A 16,562-nucleotide genomic window follows, 5' to 3' on the forward strand; every position below is an offset into this window, starting at 1 on the left:
ACAACGGATATGAGTCAATAGAAGTGTGGCGAAGTTCAATTTCTTTCCGTCACCGCCCGGAGGCTCGTCGCAGTATGTGGATCGTCAAGGTTGCACTCAACAGACCCTATACCTTCATCGTTCTCGCTCTGTTGATTCTCATCCTGAGCCCTGTTGTCATCCTGCGTACGCCGACCGACATCTTTCCCAACATCAATATCCCGGTCGTCTCCATTGGCTGGACCTACACAGGACTCAACCCCGAAGAGCTTGAAGGCCGCCTGACCTCGCCCTACGAGAAGGCTCTGACCACGCTGGTCGACAACATCCAGCACATCGAGTCGGTCACCTACAACGGCAGCGTCGTTGTAAAGGTCTTCCTGCAGCCGGGTGCCAGCCTCGATACCGCGAACGCGCAGGTCACCGCCGCCTCGCAGTATCTTCTGCGCCAGCTTCCTCCGGGCATTCTGCCGCCGCAGATTATCAACTTCTCCGCGTCGTCCGTGCCTATTCTGCAGTTGGGTGTCTCCGGCGAGGGGATGAATGAGCAGCAGCTCAACGACTACGCGCAGAACTTCATCCGTCCTGCCCTCGTCAGCGTACCGGGTGCAGTGATCCCGTTACCTTACGGCGGTAAACAGCGCCAGATCACCATCAGCATGGACCAGGCCGCCATGCAGTCCAAGGGCATCGCTCCGGGCGACCTTCTGAATGCCGTTGCGCAGCAGAACGTCGTCATGCCGTCGGGCACCATCAAGATCGGTCAGAGCGAGTACGACGTCCGCACCAACGGCACCCCCCGCACGGTGGAAGAGCTGGCGAGCATTCCGTTGAAGCAGTCTGCGGGAAGCACGGTTTACCTCAAGGATGTCGCGAGCGTCAGCGATGGCTTCCAGGTGCAATCGAACATCGTCCGTCAGGACGGCCATCGCGGCGTGCTGGTCAGTGTCTTCAAGAACGGCAACGCCTCGACCCTCGACATCGTGAAGGGCATCCGCGAACTGCTGCCCAGGGTCGCCTCCACGCTTCCTCCGCAGCTTCGCATTGTCCCCCTCTCCGATCAGTCGGTCTTCGTGCGTGCCGCGGTGGAAGGCGTCATCCGTGAAGCGGTCATCGCCGCGGCTCTTACCGCGATCATGATCCTGCTCTTCCTCGGAAGCTGGCGGTCGACGGTCATCATCGCCATCTCGATCCCCCTGTCGATTCTCACCTCGGTCATCGTGCTCTCGCTCATGGGCGAGACCATCAACACCATGACACTCGGCGGCCTCGCGCTCGCGGTCGGTATCCTCGTCGACGACGCAACCGTCACCATCGAAAACATTGAACGCTTCCTCGAGGAAGGGGCGCCGTTGCGTGAAGCTATCCTGGAAGGCGCGGCGCAGATCTCGGTTCCTGCACTCGTTTCGACGCTCTGCATCTGCATCGTGTTCCTTCCGATGTTCTTCCTCGCCGGCGTCTCTCGCTACCTCTTCGTGCCTCTCGCCGAAGCGGTCGTCTTTGCGATGCTGGCGTCGTACATCCTGTCCCGTACGCTGGTTCCCACGCTGGCGATGTATCTGCTCAAGCATAAGGATCATGCTCCGACGCGCAATCCTTTCACGCGCTTTCAGCGTGCCTTCGATCGCGGCTTCGAGCGTGTTCGTGCCAGCTACATCTCGCTGTTGGATGGTCTGGTTTCGTCGCGCAGGATCTTCGTCCCGGCTTTCCTTCTCCTCTGCCTCAGTGCCTTTCTTCTGGTGCCGTGGCTCGGTCAGGACTTCTTCCCCGATACCGACAGCGGCCAGTTCATCCTGCACGTTCGCGGACCCTCGGGCATGCGTATCGAAGAGACAGCGCGTCTCTGCGATCTGGTGGAAGACAATATCCGTCAGCACATTCCTGGCAAAGAAGTCGATAACGTCCTCGACAACATCGGCATGCCCTACAGCACGATGAACACGCAACACCTGACCAACGGCAGCATCGGGGCTTATGATGCGGACATCATGGTCTCGCTCAAGGAAGACCATCACCCCACCGCGAAGTATGTGGCGGCACTCCGTCGCGATCTTCCGCGCGCCTTCCCCAACGCAACCTTCTACTTCCTGCCCGCGGACATCACAACGCAGATTTTGAACTTCGGTCTGCCCGCGCCGCTCGATATCCAGCTGGAAGGCAATGACGTCGAGGCCAGCGAGAAGGCCGCTGACCAGATTCTTGCGCGTCTTCGCAAAGTTCCCGGCATTACTGATCTCCGGCTTCAGCAGCCGTTCGATGTCCCCACGCTTCAGGTTGCAGTGGACCGCACGAAGGCATCGCAGGGTGGCTACTCGGAGCGGGACGTGGCGACCAGCATTCTGAACACGCTGAGCGGAAGCTTCCAGGTCACACCGATGTTCTTCCTTAACTGGAAGAACCATGTGAACTACAACATCGTCGCGCAGACCCCGCAGTACAAGATGACATCCATGCAGGATCTGCAGAACATTCCCATCAACCGCAGTCAGGGCCTCACGACGACGGCCTCGGCAAACGCAACCACTGGTGCTGCGCAGACACCGGAGATTCTTGGCGATCTCGCCTCGCTCCAGCGCGGCAATGAGATGGGCACGGTGAACCACTACAACATCCGTCGCGTCGTCGATATCTACGCCAACGTGCAGGGACGCGATCTCGGCGGGGTAAGCCGCGACGTCGATCGCATCCTCAAGGACGAAAAGCCGAACCTTCCGCGCGGCACCTTCGCCACGCTGAAGGGCCAGGTGGAGACGATGCGCAGCTCCTACATCGGCCTCATCGGCGGCCTCGCCTTCGCCATTGTGCTGGTGTATCTGCTCATCGTGGTCAACTTCCAAAGCTGGGTGGATCCCTTCATCATCATCACGGCTCTGCCTGCGGCGTTGGCCGGTATCGTGATGTTTCTCTTCCTCACCCACACGACGCTTTCGGTTCCCGCTCTGATGGGAGCGATCATGTGTATGGGGGTCGCAACCGCGAACAGCATTCTCGTCGTCTCGTTCGCGAAGACGCGGCTTGAAGAGCATGGCGACGCAATTCTCTCGGCCATTGAGGCCGGCACCACGCGCTTCCGTCCGGTCATGATGACGGCACTTGCCATGATCATCGGCATGGTGCCCATGGCGCTGGGCGCGGGCGATGGTGGCGAACAGAACGCGCCGTTGGGCCGCGCCGTCATCGGTGGCCTCTTGTGCGCCACCGTCGCAACGCTGGTCTTTGTCCCATGCGTCTTCGCGTTGATTCACAACAGCACCGCACGCAAGGAAGCGCGTGAGCGGGACAAGCTGAAGCCCCACTACGCATAAGAAAAAGCTTGAAAATTTAGGTGCATGATTTTGTTACAACATGGAGCTCGCTGAACATGGAAAACACGGCAACGCAGAGTTCACTTGGCACGCGCGAGATCGAAACCCTCTCGGCGGAGCCTAACAGCGTACTGCACGAAGAGGTCAGCTCCGGCGGACGTGGCCACGTCCATACGGGACCGCGCTCGGAGGAGTCCGGTCCCGCGCCGGCGGCCAATCGTACCGGTCTCACCATCGGTCTGGTCATCGTCGCCGTGCTGTTGGGCGCGGCCATCTTCGAAGGGATTCACGCGCGTGCTAAGGACCGCTCGGAACTCAACGATGCGACGCAGGTCGCGGCGGTGCCGACCGTGTTCGTGACGAAGCCCAGCGGCGGCTCGGCCGCGCAGGAGATCACGCTGCCCGGCAACACGCAGGCGTTTACGGACACGCCCATCTACGCGCGCACCAGTGGATATCTGCGCCACTGGTACGCCGACATCGGCGCACACGTCCGCAAGGGACAACTGCTCGCCGACATCGAAACGCCGGAGCTCGATCAGCAGCTTCTACAGGCGCAGGCAGAGTTGCTCAGCGTCAAGGCCAACATGGATCTCGCGCAGACCACAAGCGTTCGCTGGCAGGGGCTTCTCGAGAAACACGCCGTCTCCAAGCAGGAGACCGATCAGGTGGTCAGCGACTATGCCGCCAAGCAGGCCGCTTACGCCTCCAGCCAGGCCAACGTGCGCCGCCTGCAGGAACTGCAAAGTTATGAGCGCGTCCTTGCTCCCTTCGACGGCATCATCACGGCGCGTAACACGGACATCGGTGCCCTGATCGGCACGGGCTCGGGAAGCACGCCGAAGGAGCTCTTCCACGAGGCCGCCGTCGGCAAGCTGCTGGTCTACGTCGCCGTGCCTGAGGTCTATGCCGATAAGATTCGCGATGGTCAGCAGGTCACGATCACGCAGGATGCGAACCCCGGGCAGATCATCGAGGGAACGATCTCGCGCAACTCGAATGCGATCGACCAGACGAGCCGCACCTTGAACGTGCAGGTCGGCGTCGACAATGCAAGCGGCCAGTTGAAGCCGGGCGCCTACGTCTTCGTGCATATGAAGCTGCCTTCGAGTGGTACCCATACGTTTACGATTCCTTCGAACACGCTGCTCTTCCGTGCTGAAGGACTCCGTGTGGGCGTGGTGCGCAACGGCGTCGTCACGCTCGTGCCTATTACGATCGGCCACGACTTCGGCAGCACGGTCGAAGTCACTTCGGGGCTCAGCCCGGACGACCAGATCGTGCTCGATCCGTCGGATTCGCTGATCAGCGGAACCAAGGTGGATGCCAAGCCCGCCAAGAAGGAGAGCGCGCTGTGACGCCCGTTCGAAGTACACTCGCAACCCTCAGCCTTGCCGCCGTGCTCATCAGCGGATGCCGTGAGGTTGGCCCGAACTATACCAGGCCTGCTGCCGTGCCGGTTGCTCCTTCGCTCGACCAGTTCAAAGAGGCAGGTCCTTCGACCTTCAAGGACTCCGACGGCTGGACGGTCGCGCAGCCCAACGACCAGGCCCTGCGTGGCAAGTGGTGGGAGATCTTCGGCGACCCGCAGTTGAATGTGCTCGAAGAGCAGGTCGATCCCGCGAACCAGACGCTCGCCGCCGCCGAAGCGAACTTCCGCGCATCCCGCGCCAATATCAAGTTCCGCAAGGCCGATCAGGCTCCGACAGTTTCGGTTGGTCCCAGTGCAGGTGCGGTGCGCGACTCGGCCAACCAGCCCTACTTCAACACCGCGCGTGCCGACAATGGCGAAGGTAACTTCAGCATCCCCTTCGATCTCAACTACGAGATCGATCTCTGGGGTCGCATCCGCCGCAGTGTTCGCGCCTCGAAGGAACAGGCCCAGGCCAGCGCCGCCGACATGGAGACGGTCCGGCTCAGCCTTCATGCGGAGCTTGCTCTCGACTACTTCGGCCTTCGCTCCTCCGATGCCCAGGCCAAGCTCCTCGGCGATACCGTCCAGGCGTATCAGCAGGCATTGCAGCTTACGCAGGATCGCTACGACGGCGGAGCCGCCCCTCTCTCAGACGTCACGCAGGCCCGCACCGTCCTCCAAACCGCACAGGTCCAGCAGACCGACGTGCTCATCCAACGTGCGCAGTATGAGCATGCCATCGCCGTTCTCACCGGCAAGGCACCCGCATCGCTGACGATTGAAGCATCTCCCGTCACGGTCGCGCCGCCCGCCATCCCGGAGATCCCCGGAGCGCTTCCTTCGCAGCTTCTCGAGCGCCGTCCTGACATCGCCTCCGACGAGCGCCGCATGGCTGCCGCTAACGAACAGATCGGCATCGCCCAGGCTGCCTTCTATCCCACGCTCAGCCTCTCGGCCGCCGCGGGCGTGACCGGTACTTCGCTCATCAATCTCTTCTCCGGCCCGAGCCGCTTCTTCGCCGTGGGCTCGACGCTCGACCAGACGCTCTTCGATCACGGACGCCGTCAGGCCACGAAGGATATTACGACGGCGCAGTACGACGAGACCGTCGCAAACTATCGCCAGACCTCGCTCACCGCCTTCCAGCAGGTGGAGGATAACCTCGCTGCTCTGCGTGTTCTGGAGCGCGAAGCCGCCCAGCAGCACGCCGCAACGGAGTCCGCCGAGGAATCGCTTAACCTCTTCAAGATTCGCTACGAGGGTGGTGTTGATACTTATCTCCAGGTCATCACCTGGCAGACCTCCGCGCTCCAGAACGAGCGCAACGACATCGACATCACGCGTCGTCGTCTCGAAGCCAGCGTGTTGCTCATCAAGGCTTTGGGCGGCGGATGGAACACGCAGCAACTGCCGAAGTTCTAAGGCGGTCGTAACCAGGAAAAGGGGGCTTCGAGATCATCTCGAAGCCCCCTTCTATTTATGCCGGGAGGTAGTGCCTGAGAGCCAGCTCCGTGAAAGCAGCAATCTGTGCCGATACCCAAGCCTCGTCCCGGCCGAGTTCCTGCGCGATCAGGCGAGCCACCTCCGGCGCTGCCCGCAGGGCGGCCCTGGCATCGAGCAGGAGCGAACGGGTGCGGCGCGAGAGAACGTCTTCGACGGTGCGGGCCAGCTCATTCCGAACGGCGTGGATGACCAAAGCCTTGGAGTAGGGAAGGGCTGGGTCGAGCGGCACGGCAAGTGCGGGATCGTTGGCGATCAGCGCGGAGATGGCGGTCGTCTCCGTGCCGTACTCCGCGAGGTGAGGATTCGGGGCTTTGGTGGTGGTCGCGCCCCGGAGCGGGGTGTGGTCGGTCACGGACTTGCCCTTGGGCAGCAGCCGTTTGTCTGCGGCGAAGTTCAACGTGTCTTCGGCCATGCGGCGATAGGTCGTCCACTTGCCGCCCGCAACCGAGACCATGCCGGAGTTGGAGACGTCGATGTGATGTTCGCGCGAGAGCTTGGAGGTGGAGTTCTCTTTCCCGGTCACAAGGGGGCGCAGGCCGGAGAAGATCGACAGAATATCGGCCCTGGTGATCGGCGCGGCGAGGTAGGGCGCGATGGTCTGGAGAAGAAAGTCGATCTCGGCGGGGTCTACGTCGGGCTCCATCTTGGGCGTGGGCGCGGCCAGGTCAGTGGTGCCGATGACGACTGCTCCCTGCCATGGAATGGCGAAGATGATGCGACCGTCTTCCGTCTTCGGGACCATGATCGCGGTCGCGCCGCCGAGGAAATGCGGAGCAACCACGATGTGGGTCCCACGGCTCACCGACAGCAGATTCGGCCGCGCTGGCTGGTCCATGTGGCGCAGATCGTCGGTGAAGATGCCGGTCGCATTGATCACGGCCTTGGCCTGAAGCGTGTGCTCGGTTGCCGTCTCCTCGTCACGGACAATCGCTCCGGAGACCTTTCCGTCGGTGTAGGTCAGCTTCTGAACGCGGGTGTAGTTCAGGACGGTGGCACCGTGGTCGATGGCTGTCTGGGCGAGCGCGAGCGCATAGCGCGCGTCGTTGAACTGCGCATCGTGGTACAAAATGGCACCCTTCAGATTCTTCGTCGCGATGCCGGGGATGAGGGCGACCGTCGCCTTGGCCCCTAGAATCTTGGTCGGCCCCATGGTGCTCGAGCCCGAGAGCTTGTCGTAAAGAGTAAGTCCAGCGCCGTACCAGGGAAGCTCCCACAGATGCGTCGCCGGCAGAACCGTCGGTAGAGGATGCACGATGTGCGGAGCGTTCCGCAGCATCACGGCGCGCTCGTGCAGCGCCTCGTACACCAGATGCACCTGTCCCGAAGCGAGATAGCGTACTCCGCCATGGACGAGTTTGGTGGCGCGGCTGGATGTAGCCTGCGCAAAGTCGCCAGCCTCGACCAGCGCGGTACGCAGACCGCGGGTCGTGGCGTCGAGCGCGATGCCAAGCCCCGTGGCGCCACCGCCAATGACGAGGACATCGAAGGGCGCTGTCTCAAGGGCGGCGAAGGCCTGGGTGCGGGTTGTGTCGGGCGTGCTCATAATCACTAGATGCCGCTCAGCCGGAGAAAGAGTCCTATCAGTATCGCTCCAACCACGGGGCCCACAACCGGAATCCACGCATAACCCCAGTCCGACCCGCCCTTGCCGGGGATCGGCAGCAGCGCATGCGCCGTACGTGGCCCAAGATCGCGCGCCGGGTTGATCGCGTAGCCGGTCGTGCCGCCAAGCCCAAGCCCGATCGCCCACACCAGAATCCCCACCAGATAAGGTGCCAGCCCAGGCGCGGGTCCGGCGGGCGCGAACGTCTTGGCCCCAATGCAGCCGATCACCAGCAGCAGAACTGCCGTGCCGAGGACCTCGCTGAAGAGGTTCGAGAGCGGGTTTCGAATCGCCGGCGCGGTGCAGAACACACCCAGCTTCGTTCCCTGGTCTTCGGTAATCGCGAAGTGATCCTTATAAAACAGCCACACCAGCACGGCTCCCACGAACGCCCCCAGGAACTGCGCCGCGAAGAAGCTAAGCATAGAGCTATAGTCGCCGGTCTTGATCGCTACGGCGATCGTCACCGCGGGGTTCAGGTGCGCCCCCGGACTGCCGCACGCAATCGCCGTGATCACGCCGCAGAAGACCGCGAAGCCCCAGCCCGCAGCGACGACGATCCAACCGGAGTTCTCGGCCTTCGAGCCCTTCAGCGAGACGGCCGCATTCGTGCCCTCGCCCAGCAGGATGATGACGAGGGTTCCCATGAACTCCCCGAAAAATGGTGTCAGCATAGTCTTCTCAATCTTCCCAGTCGAAGGAACGCGTGATGGCCTTCTTCCACTTCGCGTAATGGCGTTCGCGAGCAGTTTCATCCAGCGCCGGATTCCATGTCTTGTCGATGGCCCAGTTCTGCACCAGGTCGGTCGTGTCTTTGTAGAAACCGCACGCCAGGCCAGCCGCGTAAGCCGCACCCAGCGCCGTGGTCTCGCGCATCTTCGGGCGAACGACGGGAACGTTCAGAATATCCGCCTGGAACTGCATCAGCGTCTCATTCACCACCATGCCGCCGTCGGTGCGTAGCTGCTTCAGCGCTATGCCGGAGTCGGACTCCATCGCCTCGACCACATCGCGCGTCTGCAGCGCCGTCGACTCCAGCACCGCACGCGCAATATGTCCCTTGTTCGCGTATCGCGTCAACCCGCAGATCGTGCCCCGCGCCGAATCCCGCCACCACGGCGCATACAACCCGGAGAAGGCAGGGACAAAGAAGACGCCACCGTTATCCGGCACCGTCATCGCAAGTGCCTCGATATCCTCGCTCTTCCCAATCAGTCCCAAATTATCGCGCAGCCACTGCACCAGCGACCCCGTCACCGCGATGGAGCCTTCCAGCGCATAGACCGGCGCGGCTTTGCCAAATTTGTAACCTAACGTCGTCAGTAGTCCGCTGGTCGATTCAACCTTCTCCGTGCCGGTATTCATCAGCAGAAAGCAGCCTGTGCCGTAGGTGTTCTTCAACTCGCCCGGTTCAAAGCAGGTCTGCCCCACAAGCGCCGCATGCTGATCGCCGAGCATCGCGCAGACGGGCGTGCCCTTCAGCCGAGTCGTGCTCAGGTCGCCATAGTGTTCGGAGCTCGACCGAATCTCCGGCAGCATCGCAGCCGGTACGTTCAGAGCCGAGAGCAGCTCCGCATCCCAGGCCAGCGTATCCAGATTCATCAACTGCGTGCGTCCCGCATTCGTCACGTCGGTTGCATGAATCCCGCCATGGGCCCCGCCCGTCAGGTTCCACAGGAGAAAGGCGTCGATATTGCCGAACAGCAACTCGCCCTTCTCCGCCCGACCCCGCGCACCCTCCACATGGTCCAGAATCCAGGCGATCTTCAGTCCGCTGAAGTAGGTCGAAAGCGGCAGTCCCGTCTGCTTGCGGAAGCGATCCTGGCCGCCGTCCTTGACCAGCAGCGCAACGGCATCCGCTACCCGCGTGTCCTGCCACACAATCGCGTTATAGATCGGCGCGCCGGTCTGTCTATCCCACACCACGGTCGTCTCGCGCTGGTTCGTAATGCCCACCGAGGCGATCTCCACCGGCTTCAACCCTGCGTCGTCCATCGCTTCGGCGATCACGAAGTGCGTATTCCGCAGAATCTCCAGGGGGTCGTGCTCCACCCACCCCGGATTTGGGTAGATCTGCCGATGCTCCTTCTGTGCGCTCGCGACGACATTGCCGGCGCGAGCGAAGACCATGAAGCGTGTGCTCGTCGTGCCCTGGTCGAGGGCTCCGAGATACTGGGGGCTGATCGTATTCGTCATAGAAGTCCGTAGTGTACTGCGCGGTCCATACTACGCGAAGGACGTGATCTTTAGGCAGTCTGTCTTACGGCTTTGATGAGGAACCTGCGCGGAACAGGTGCAGGCCGTTCCGTCCGCTCGTTTTTACCGTATACATCGCGTCATCGGCGTTCTTCAGCAATTGCTCCTCATCCAGTCCACAGTCGGGATAAATACAGAGACCGATGCTCAGCGTAATGTTGGCCTCCTCTGCGCCGATCGGAATCGGCCGTGCCGTCGTATCGACGATCTCGCGCCCGCACCGCTCTACATCTTCCAGGCTCTTGAAGTCCGGCATGACGATCACAAACTCATCGCCCCCCATGCGGGCCACGGTATCGGTCTCGCGTACGGTCGAGAGCAGACGTTTGCTGATGGCGATCAGCAGCGCATCGCCCTGGGCGTGTCCGTAGGTATCGTTGATGCCTTTGAAATGGTCGATATCGAGCATGAAGATCGCCACTTTATGGTTTTGCCGCTGCGCCCGCAAGATGGCCTGGTGCAGGCGGTCGCAGAGAAGCGTGCGGTTGGGCAATCCCGTGAGCTGGTCGTGGTGCGCCAGGTAAGTGACGTGATCGCTCAGCCGCTTGCTCTCCGTAATATCCCGGCTCGTAATGGCGATGCCGTCGCCCAGCTTCACGACCTGCACGCTGATCCAGGTGGCCTTGATCATGTCGTCATCGAGATAAACTTCGGTCGAGAAAGGCCTGCCGGAGCTCACCACCTCGCGATAGTGTTCAATCAGCCCCGACGTAATCATGAAGGGGCGAACCTCAGTCAGAATCTTGCCCTCGAGATCCTTTCTGCCTCGCTGCAGCCGGCGCTCGGCATTGGGATTCAGGTAGATGAAACGGAAATCCACGATTTCACCGGAGTCGTCGGGCACTCCATCGAAGATGTAGAAGTCGTCGAGGCTGCTCTCCGCCGCGGCCAGAAAACGGGCATGTTCGGTGCGCGCGTTCGGGAGGGATGTCAGCCAATGCAGCAAGCGCGGCAGCACGAAGTAGGCGAAGGAGACGGCAATCGCCACGCTTGCGACCTCGATCATCCAGGACGTATTGGACTGAGGCACCACAGAGCGAACAACGCCTCCAAGAAGACGCTCAACAGCGAAGAAGAGAAGAAATGAGAGAGGGAGAAGCAGTCGCAAAAAACGGGGCCGGGTGGTTCTCACGTATCGCTCCGAAAGCGGAACCCCATCCCCGCCGGCGGTCAATCCGCTTGGGAAAGATGGGGTCTCAGGATAAAGACGCAATCAAGATACCGCAAAAACCATAGGGTGTGATGTTCTTAACGGATCAGAGCCGCCGCCGTCCAGAGCACCGGTGCCTGCCCGTGGAAGTCTCCGGTACGGCGCTTGCGTGCCAGATAATAGTCGAAATCGGCCTTCTTGCCCGTGCCTTCACACACCTGCGTCAGGTCGTTGTTCTGGTCGATATACCCCACCACGCCGATCCAGGCCTTGCGGGCTGCCGGACCGTAGGTAGCCGCGGGTAGCCATCCATGCTTCACGCCCGTCACCATCGCGAAGGCGAACATCGCGGAGCTGGAGCTCTCGGGCCACGCCTCGGGGTGGTCGATCAACTCGCGCCACATGCCGTCCGAGCCCTGGTACTTCAGCAACGAAGCCATCATGGTCTTGTAGCCACGCATGATCCGCGCGCGCTGCGGGTGGTTGGCGGGCAACGAGGTAAGCATCTCGGCCATGCCGGCCGCGAACCAGCCGTCGCCGCGTCCCCAGAAAAAGTGAACGTCCGGCGCATGGTAGAAGAGGCCGTTGGGCTGCTGCAGCTTGTCGAGATACGCGACCATCTCCTTCGCGGTGCGGTCCAGGTATACCGGATCCTTCGTCGCGCGATAGGCCTCCAGTTGCAGCATCGTCAACATATACATATCGTCCACCCAGTAGCGGGTCTCGGACGAGAAGCCATCGGGCTGCGGATTCTCCCACTGCCGGTCGGCGAAGCTCTTGCCGTAGGCCAGGTAACGAGGATCCTTGGTCTGTATGCCAATCTCCAGCGGGACGATCCCGAAGATCTCATCATCGACATGCTGGCGGGTAGGCACCCGCGCCGTGTCGGAGCCGCCCGGCATCAGCGGCTCAAACCGGGCGATAAGCCCCTGGCGAAGCGCATCGTCGTTGGTCAGTTGCGCGAAAGCCAGCGCGGCCTGCCACGTGTTCGCCTCGGAGTAGTGCAGCGTCTTCGTGTACTGGTGCGGGCTGGTGACGAAGTGATCGGCAACCTTCTTGCCCACCTCCTTCGGATCGGTCCCAGCCGGCCAGTTGCTGAAGTAATCCTTCTGGGCGTGCAGGACGGGCGAGAGGGCAAGGGCAACTGCGAAGAGGGCAATACGCTTCATCATGTTCGGTCGATCCTTATGAGAAAAAGTTACGCTTGGAAAGCGTACTCGAAAACCGCCTCCTTGCGCGCGGCCGGTTAGTGCGGAAGTGTCTGCGATCCCGTAATCGAAAAGATCGCGGGCGTTGAGGCTGCCGTGGGCTGTGCGCCGCCGACGAACACCTTGTACTCGCCCGGCGTCACGGATCGGTCGCCCTTCACATCGACCTGCGAAAGCGTGCGCGGATCGAGCTGAAAGCTCACGTGCTGCACCGCTCCCGGCGCAAGATGAATCCGCTGGAAGCCGTCGAGCGCACGTGCCGGCGAGACGGCGGTAGTCGGCGGCGTCAGGTAGAGTTCGGCAACTTCATCCCCCGCTCGGGTGCCCGTATTGCGCACGTCTGCCTCGACGGTCAGGGTATCGCCAGCCTTCAGCGTCTTCGTCGAAAGCTTCACATTGGAGTACTGGAACGTCGTATAGCTCAACCCGTATCCAAAGCCATAGAGCGGCTGTCCCTTGAAGTAGCGATAGGTGCGGCCACTCATCCCGTAGTCATCGAAGGCCGGAATCTGGTCGACACCGGCATAGAACGTCACCGGCAGGCGTCCCGCCGGATTGTTCTTTCCGCTCAGCGTGCGCGCAATCGCCCGTCCGCCCTCCTCGCCGGGATACCATCCCTCGAGAATCGCGGCAGCATGCTCCTGCGCCCAGTTCACCGCTAGCGCAGACCCGTTCATCAGCACAACGACGACCGGCTTACCCGTCGACACCAACGCCTCCAGCATCGTCTGCTGCGCGGCAGGCAGCTTGATGTCGGTCCGGTCTCCACCCGCGAAGCCGTCCACATGAATCGGCATCTCTTCGCCTTCAAGATCGCGCGACAGTCCCACGAACGCCAGCACCACGTCCGCCTTCTTCGCCACGGCCACGGCCTCGTTCAGCAGGGGCGTGGTGGGCGGATTCCATTCGAGCGTAATGCCCGCATCGGCGCGCGAGTTGGTGTGCACATAGTCGACCCGGAGAGCATGCGGCTTCGTGTCGGGAAGATCGATCGTGAACTTGTTGTTGGCCGTCTGTCGCGTCTTTCCGCTGACAGGAACCGATGTGGTCGCAAGCAGACCATCGAGATACACCGCAAAGGTCTGTTGCGAGCTGCAGAACTCGCAATGCAGCCGGATATTCATCGGGTAAGGACCAGCCTCCGGAGCCGTGATCGTGCCTGTCCAGCGAACCGCAAAGTTCTCGATCGGCAAACCCGGAGCGGGCGAAGCGCCCATCCAGTCGAAGTCGATCTGCTTGTCAACGCGGGTCACGGTGGGCAGCGTGTAGAAGCTGCCGCCAGGGAAGTACTCGGCCTTGAGCCCCTCCGCATCGCCCGTGTGGAAGGCCGTGCGCGGCACGGGAAGCTGGAGCGCCGCATCGTAGGGCGAGCCCTGCGCGTAAACCACCTTCGCATGCGGAAACTCCGCCGCAACCGCATCGACCGGCAGCACCGGATCGCGCGCGATCGCGTTGTAATTCCCCTCCAGCGCCGCAAGCGAAGCCGCATTCGGCCCGACGACGGCAATCGTGCGAACGCCCGGCTTCAAGGGCAGCACGCCGTCATTCTTCAACAGCACCATGGACTTGTCCGCGGCCTGCGCAGCCAGCGCACGATGCTCCTCGTTCTCCACCACCGACATCGGCAGCGAAGACCACGGTACGCTCGCCGCCGGGTCGAACATCCCCAGCCGGTAACGAGCCGTAAACAGCCGGCGCACCGAAGTATCGATCTCGGCCTCGGTTACATCACCGCGCTTCACCGCAGCCGTCAGAGCCAGATACGTATTGCCGCAGTTCGTATCCGTCCCAGCCTTGATGCCGGCTGCTGCCGCCGCCTCTTTGTCCGGACTGGTCTTGTGCGTGTTCGGTTTATAAAAGTCGTCGATCGCCCCGCAGTCCGATGTCACAAAGCCCTGAAAGTTCCAGTCCCTGCGCAGAATCTCCCCCAGCAGCATCTTGCTGCCGCACGCGGGAGCCCCATCGACCGCGTTGTACGCGCACATAATAGAGTCCGCATGGGCATCGACGATCAACGCACGAAACGCAGGCAGATACGTATCCCAAAGGTCATGCGGGGTGGGATCGATATTCGCCAGGTGCCGCGTCGACTCCGGCCCGGAGTGGACCGCGAAGTGTTTCGGCGTCGCAATCACCTTGAAGTACTTCGGATCGTTGCCTTGGAGTCCACGCACAAACGCCATGCCCAGGTGCGCGGTCAGAAACGGGTCTTCTCCATACGTCTCCTGCCCACGCCCCCAGCGCGGATCGCGAAAGATGTTGATGTTCGGCGACCAGATCGTTAGCCCGTAGTAACGCTCGTGGCTGTTCCGCGCCAGCGCATCGTTGTACTTCGCCCTCGCCTCGGTGGAGATCGTATCGCCGATCTTCTCAATCAGCGGCACATCCCACGTCGCGGCCATGCCAATCGCCTGCGGAAAGACCGTCGCATTGCCCGACCGCGCGACGCCGTGGAGACCCTCGTTCCACCAGTTGTAGGCCGGAACGCCCAGCCGCTCGATGGCCGGTGCTACATCGATCGTCTGCCCTACCTTCTCCTCGAGCGTCATCCGCCCAACCAGGTCATCCACGCGTTCCGGAATCGGCAGACTCGGATCGAGATACGGCAAAGGCTTCTGCGCCTGAGCAAGCGGTGCAGCCGAAAGGGCGAGAAGAAGGGCGATCTGTCGTGCGGTCATGCCTGTTTATCCTTATCTGTTGTGCCGTGAAATCTGTGGTGCAGTGACCGAAATGCAGCAGCAGCCTGCTAGGGCTTCGCTGCAGGCAAAGGTGCTGGCGTAGCGGCCGTCTGGACGTTGATGACATGGTAGATCGCCTGATCCTGGCCGACGTTCCGCAGGCCATGCAGTTCGTTCGAGCCGTTGAAGATGACCGAGCCAGGCCCGAGCCGCACCCACTTCCCGTTCGAAAGTGTCTCCACCGTACCCTGCCGCAGAATGATCAGTTCCTCGTTCGGATGACGATGCGGCGGGTGCGATTCCTTGCCCGGATTCAGTGTCGTAATGTGCATCTCCAGGTTCTGGAGCGTTGCCGTGGGCCCATTGGCCACAAAGCGCGTCTCGCCGATCGGCGTAGGCTTCGCCACAAAGCTGTTCCAGTCGTAGGTGGAGGACCGAATCAGCTTTCGCTCAGGATTGGCCGCGGCAAGAACGCCGCACGTCGTACCGATAGCAATCAAGGCGACCAAAAGATCGCGACGGGTAAGCATGGGGGCTCCTGGTGGTGGTTTGGTGTTGAGCGACGGGATTACTCTACTCCATCAATAATCCACCTGTCGAAATTAAGATTTTCTAGCGGCTGAAGGCGAGCTTTGCCGCGAGCACCAGGAGGAGCGCCGCGAAGCCGCGGCGGAGCGCCGTCTCCGAGAGGTGCTGCGCCCAGTTTCCGCCCAGCCAGCCACCCAGCGCGAAACCCACCGACAGCAGCATCGCGAGCTTGAGATCCGCATGGCCGGCCTTGTAGTAGGTCCAGAAGGCGAAGAAGCCGATTGGCAGCAGAAGCGTCGCGAGCGAGGTGCCCTGCGCTCGAATCTGCGTCATGCCGTAGAAGTAGACGAGCGCGGGAATCAGCAGCGCGCCGCCGCCGATCCCAACGGTGCCGGAGATCACGCCGATGACGACGCCCAGCGCGAGGCCACCCAGGATGGCGAAGGGGCTCATGCGCAACGCCCCGTCCGGCGGTTCCAGGGCATCGCACCCAGCACGGTTGCCATCATGCAGAGGTCGCTGACGCCGGCAAAGACCAGGCCGGCTCCCACGAAGGCGGTGCCGAGCAGAAAGTAGCGCGAGAGCGTCAAGGCAAGGGTCATGGAAAGAAGAATAAGCGAACCGGCGGCAACGCGCACCTGCCGTTCCATCGACCATGGCCTCCGCTCGATCGTGAGGAGGGGTTTTCCCTGCGCGGCCCAGCGTTCGACGCCCCCTTCGAGGATGGTCACGTCGCCAAAGCCAACGCCAGCCAGTTGCTGCCTCGCCTGCTCCGCGCGGCGTCCGGAGCGGCAGACGATCACGAGCGGTGCCGACCGGTCCCACGCGCCGCTGCTCGCCGCGATACTGCCCAGGGGCACATGTTCAGCCCCGTCGATATAGCCTGCGGCAAACTCGGGATACTCCCGCACATCGATCAGTCGTGTTTTCATCGGCCA

Annotated in this window: 12 protein-coding genes; 3 read left to right on the forward strand and 9 right to left on the reverse strand. The window is 62.0% G+C overall.

Going from position 1 to position 16,562, the window contains the following annotated elements:
• Positions 1 to 74 precede the first annotated feature (74 nt).
• The 3 genes from BM400_RS06165 to BM400_RS06175 are packed head-to-tail and all read left to right on the forward strand — an operon-like array spanning position 75 to position 6,120.
• Positions 75 to 3,284 carry an efflux RND transporter permease subunit gene (locus tag BM400_RS06165; RefSeq protein ID WP_089837611.1) on the forward strand — a complete coding sequence of 1,070 codons (3,210 nt, stop codon included), beginning with the start codon at positions 75 to 77 and terminating at the stop codon, positions 3,282 to 3,284.
• Positions 3,285 to 3,340: 56 nt separating this feature from the next.
• Positions 3,341 to 4,642: an efflux RND transporter periplasmic adaptor subunit gene (locus tag BM400_RS06170; RefSeq protein WP_089837613.1), complete on the forward strand. Its 1,302-nt coding sequence runs from the start codon at positions 3,341 to 3,343 to the stop codon at positions 4,640 to 4,642.
• The gene (locus BM400_RS06175; RefSeq protein WP_089837616.1) at positions 4,639 to 6,120 is read left to right on the forward strand and encodes an efflux transporter outer membrane subunit; all 1,482 of its coding nucleotides are present in this window, start codon (positions 4,639 to 4,641) and stop codon (positions 6,118 to 6,120) included. Before BM400_RS06170 ends, BM400_RS06175 begins: the two co-directional genes overlap by 4 nt.
• A gap of 55 nt (positions 6,121 to 6,175) precedes the next feature.
• On the opposite strand, the gene BM400_RS06180 is transcribed toward BM400_RS06175, so the two are convergent.
• The 9 genes from BM400_RS06180 to BM400_RS06220 all read right to left on the reverse strand — a co-directional run bounded on the left by BM400_RS06180 (position 6,176) and on the right by BM400_RS06220 (position 16,556).
• Complete coding sequence (locus tag BM400_RS06180; RefSeq protein ID WP_089837618.1) at positions 6,176 to 7,744, reverse strand: glycerol-3-phosphate dehydrogenase/oxidase; 1,569 nt, start codon at positions 7,742 to 7,744, stop codon at positions 6,176 to 6,178.
• A gap of 5 nt (positions 7,745 to 7,749) precedes the next feature.
• Complete coding sequence (locus BM400_RS06185) at positions 7,750 to 8,478, reverse strand: MIP/aquaporin family protein (protein WP_089837620.1); 729 nt, start codon at positions 8,476 to 8,478, stop codon at positions 7,750 to 7,752.
• A 7-nt stretch (positions 8,479 to 8,485) separates the two neighbouring features.
• Entirely contained in the window at positions 8,486 to 10,000 is a 1,515-nt protein-coding gene (gene glpK, locus BM400_RS06190; RefSeq protein ID WP_089837622.1) for a glycerol kinase GlpK, read from the reverse strand.
• A gap of 64 nt (positions 10,001 to 10,064) precedes the next feature.
• On the reverse strand, positions 10,065 to 11,066 hold the full coding sequence (locus tag BM400_RS06195) for a sensor domain-containing diguanylate cyclase (protein WP_141223822.1): 1,002 nt from the start codon (positions 11,064 to 11,066) through the stop codon (positions 10,065 to 10,067).
• Positions 11,067 to 11,308: 242 nt separating this feature from the next.
• Positions 11,309 to 12,382 (reverse strand): glycoside hydrolase family 88/105 protein, encoded by a 1,074-nt coding sequence (locus BM400_RS06200; protein ID WP_089837627.1) that lies wholly within the window; start codon positions 12,380 to 12,382, stop codon positions 11,309 to 11,311.
• A gap of 74 nt (positions 12,383 to 12,456) precedes the next feature.
• Complete coding sequence (locus BM400_RS06205) at positions 12,457 to 15,096, reverse strand: glycoside hydrolase family 3 C-terminal domain-containing protein (RefSeq protein ID WP_089837629.1); 2,640 nt, start codon at positions 15,094 to 15,096, stop codon at positions 12,457 to 12,459.
• Between the two features lie 68 nt (positions 15,097 to 15,164).
• The gene (locus tag BM400_RS06210) at positions 15,165 to 15,626 is read right to left on the reverse strand and encodes a cupin domain-containing protein (RefSeq protein WP_089837631.1); all 462 of its coding nucleotides are present in this window, start codon (positions 15,624 to 15,626) and stop codon (positions 15,165 to 15,167) included.
• A gap of 82 nt (positions 15,627 to 15,708) precedes the next feature.
• Positions 15,709 to 16,077: a sulfite exporter TauE/SafE family protein gene (locus BM400_RS06215; RefSeq protein WP_089837634.1), complete on the reverse strand. Its 369-nt coding sequence runs from the start codon at positions 16,075 to 16,077 to the stop codon at positions 15,709 to 15,711.
• Positions 16,074 to 16,556 (reverse strand): rhodanese-like domain-containing protein, encoded by a 483-nt coding sequence (locus tag BM400_RS06220; RefSeq protein WP_089837636.1) that lies wholly within the window; start codon positions 16,554 to 16,556, stop codon positions 16,074 to 16,076. Before BM400_RS06220 ends, BM400_RS06215 begins: the two co-directional genes overlap by 4 nt.
• Between the last annotated feature and the right edge of the window lie 6 nt (positions 16,557 to 16,562).

Origin of the sequence: Granulicella pectinivorans (assembly GCF_900114625.1) — a bacterium.
Classification (GTDB): domain Bacteria; phylum Acidobacteriota; class Terriglobia; order Terriglobales; family Acidobacteriaceae; genus Edaphobacter; species Edaphobacter pectinivorans.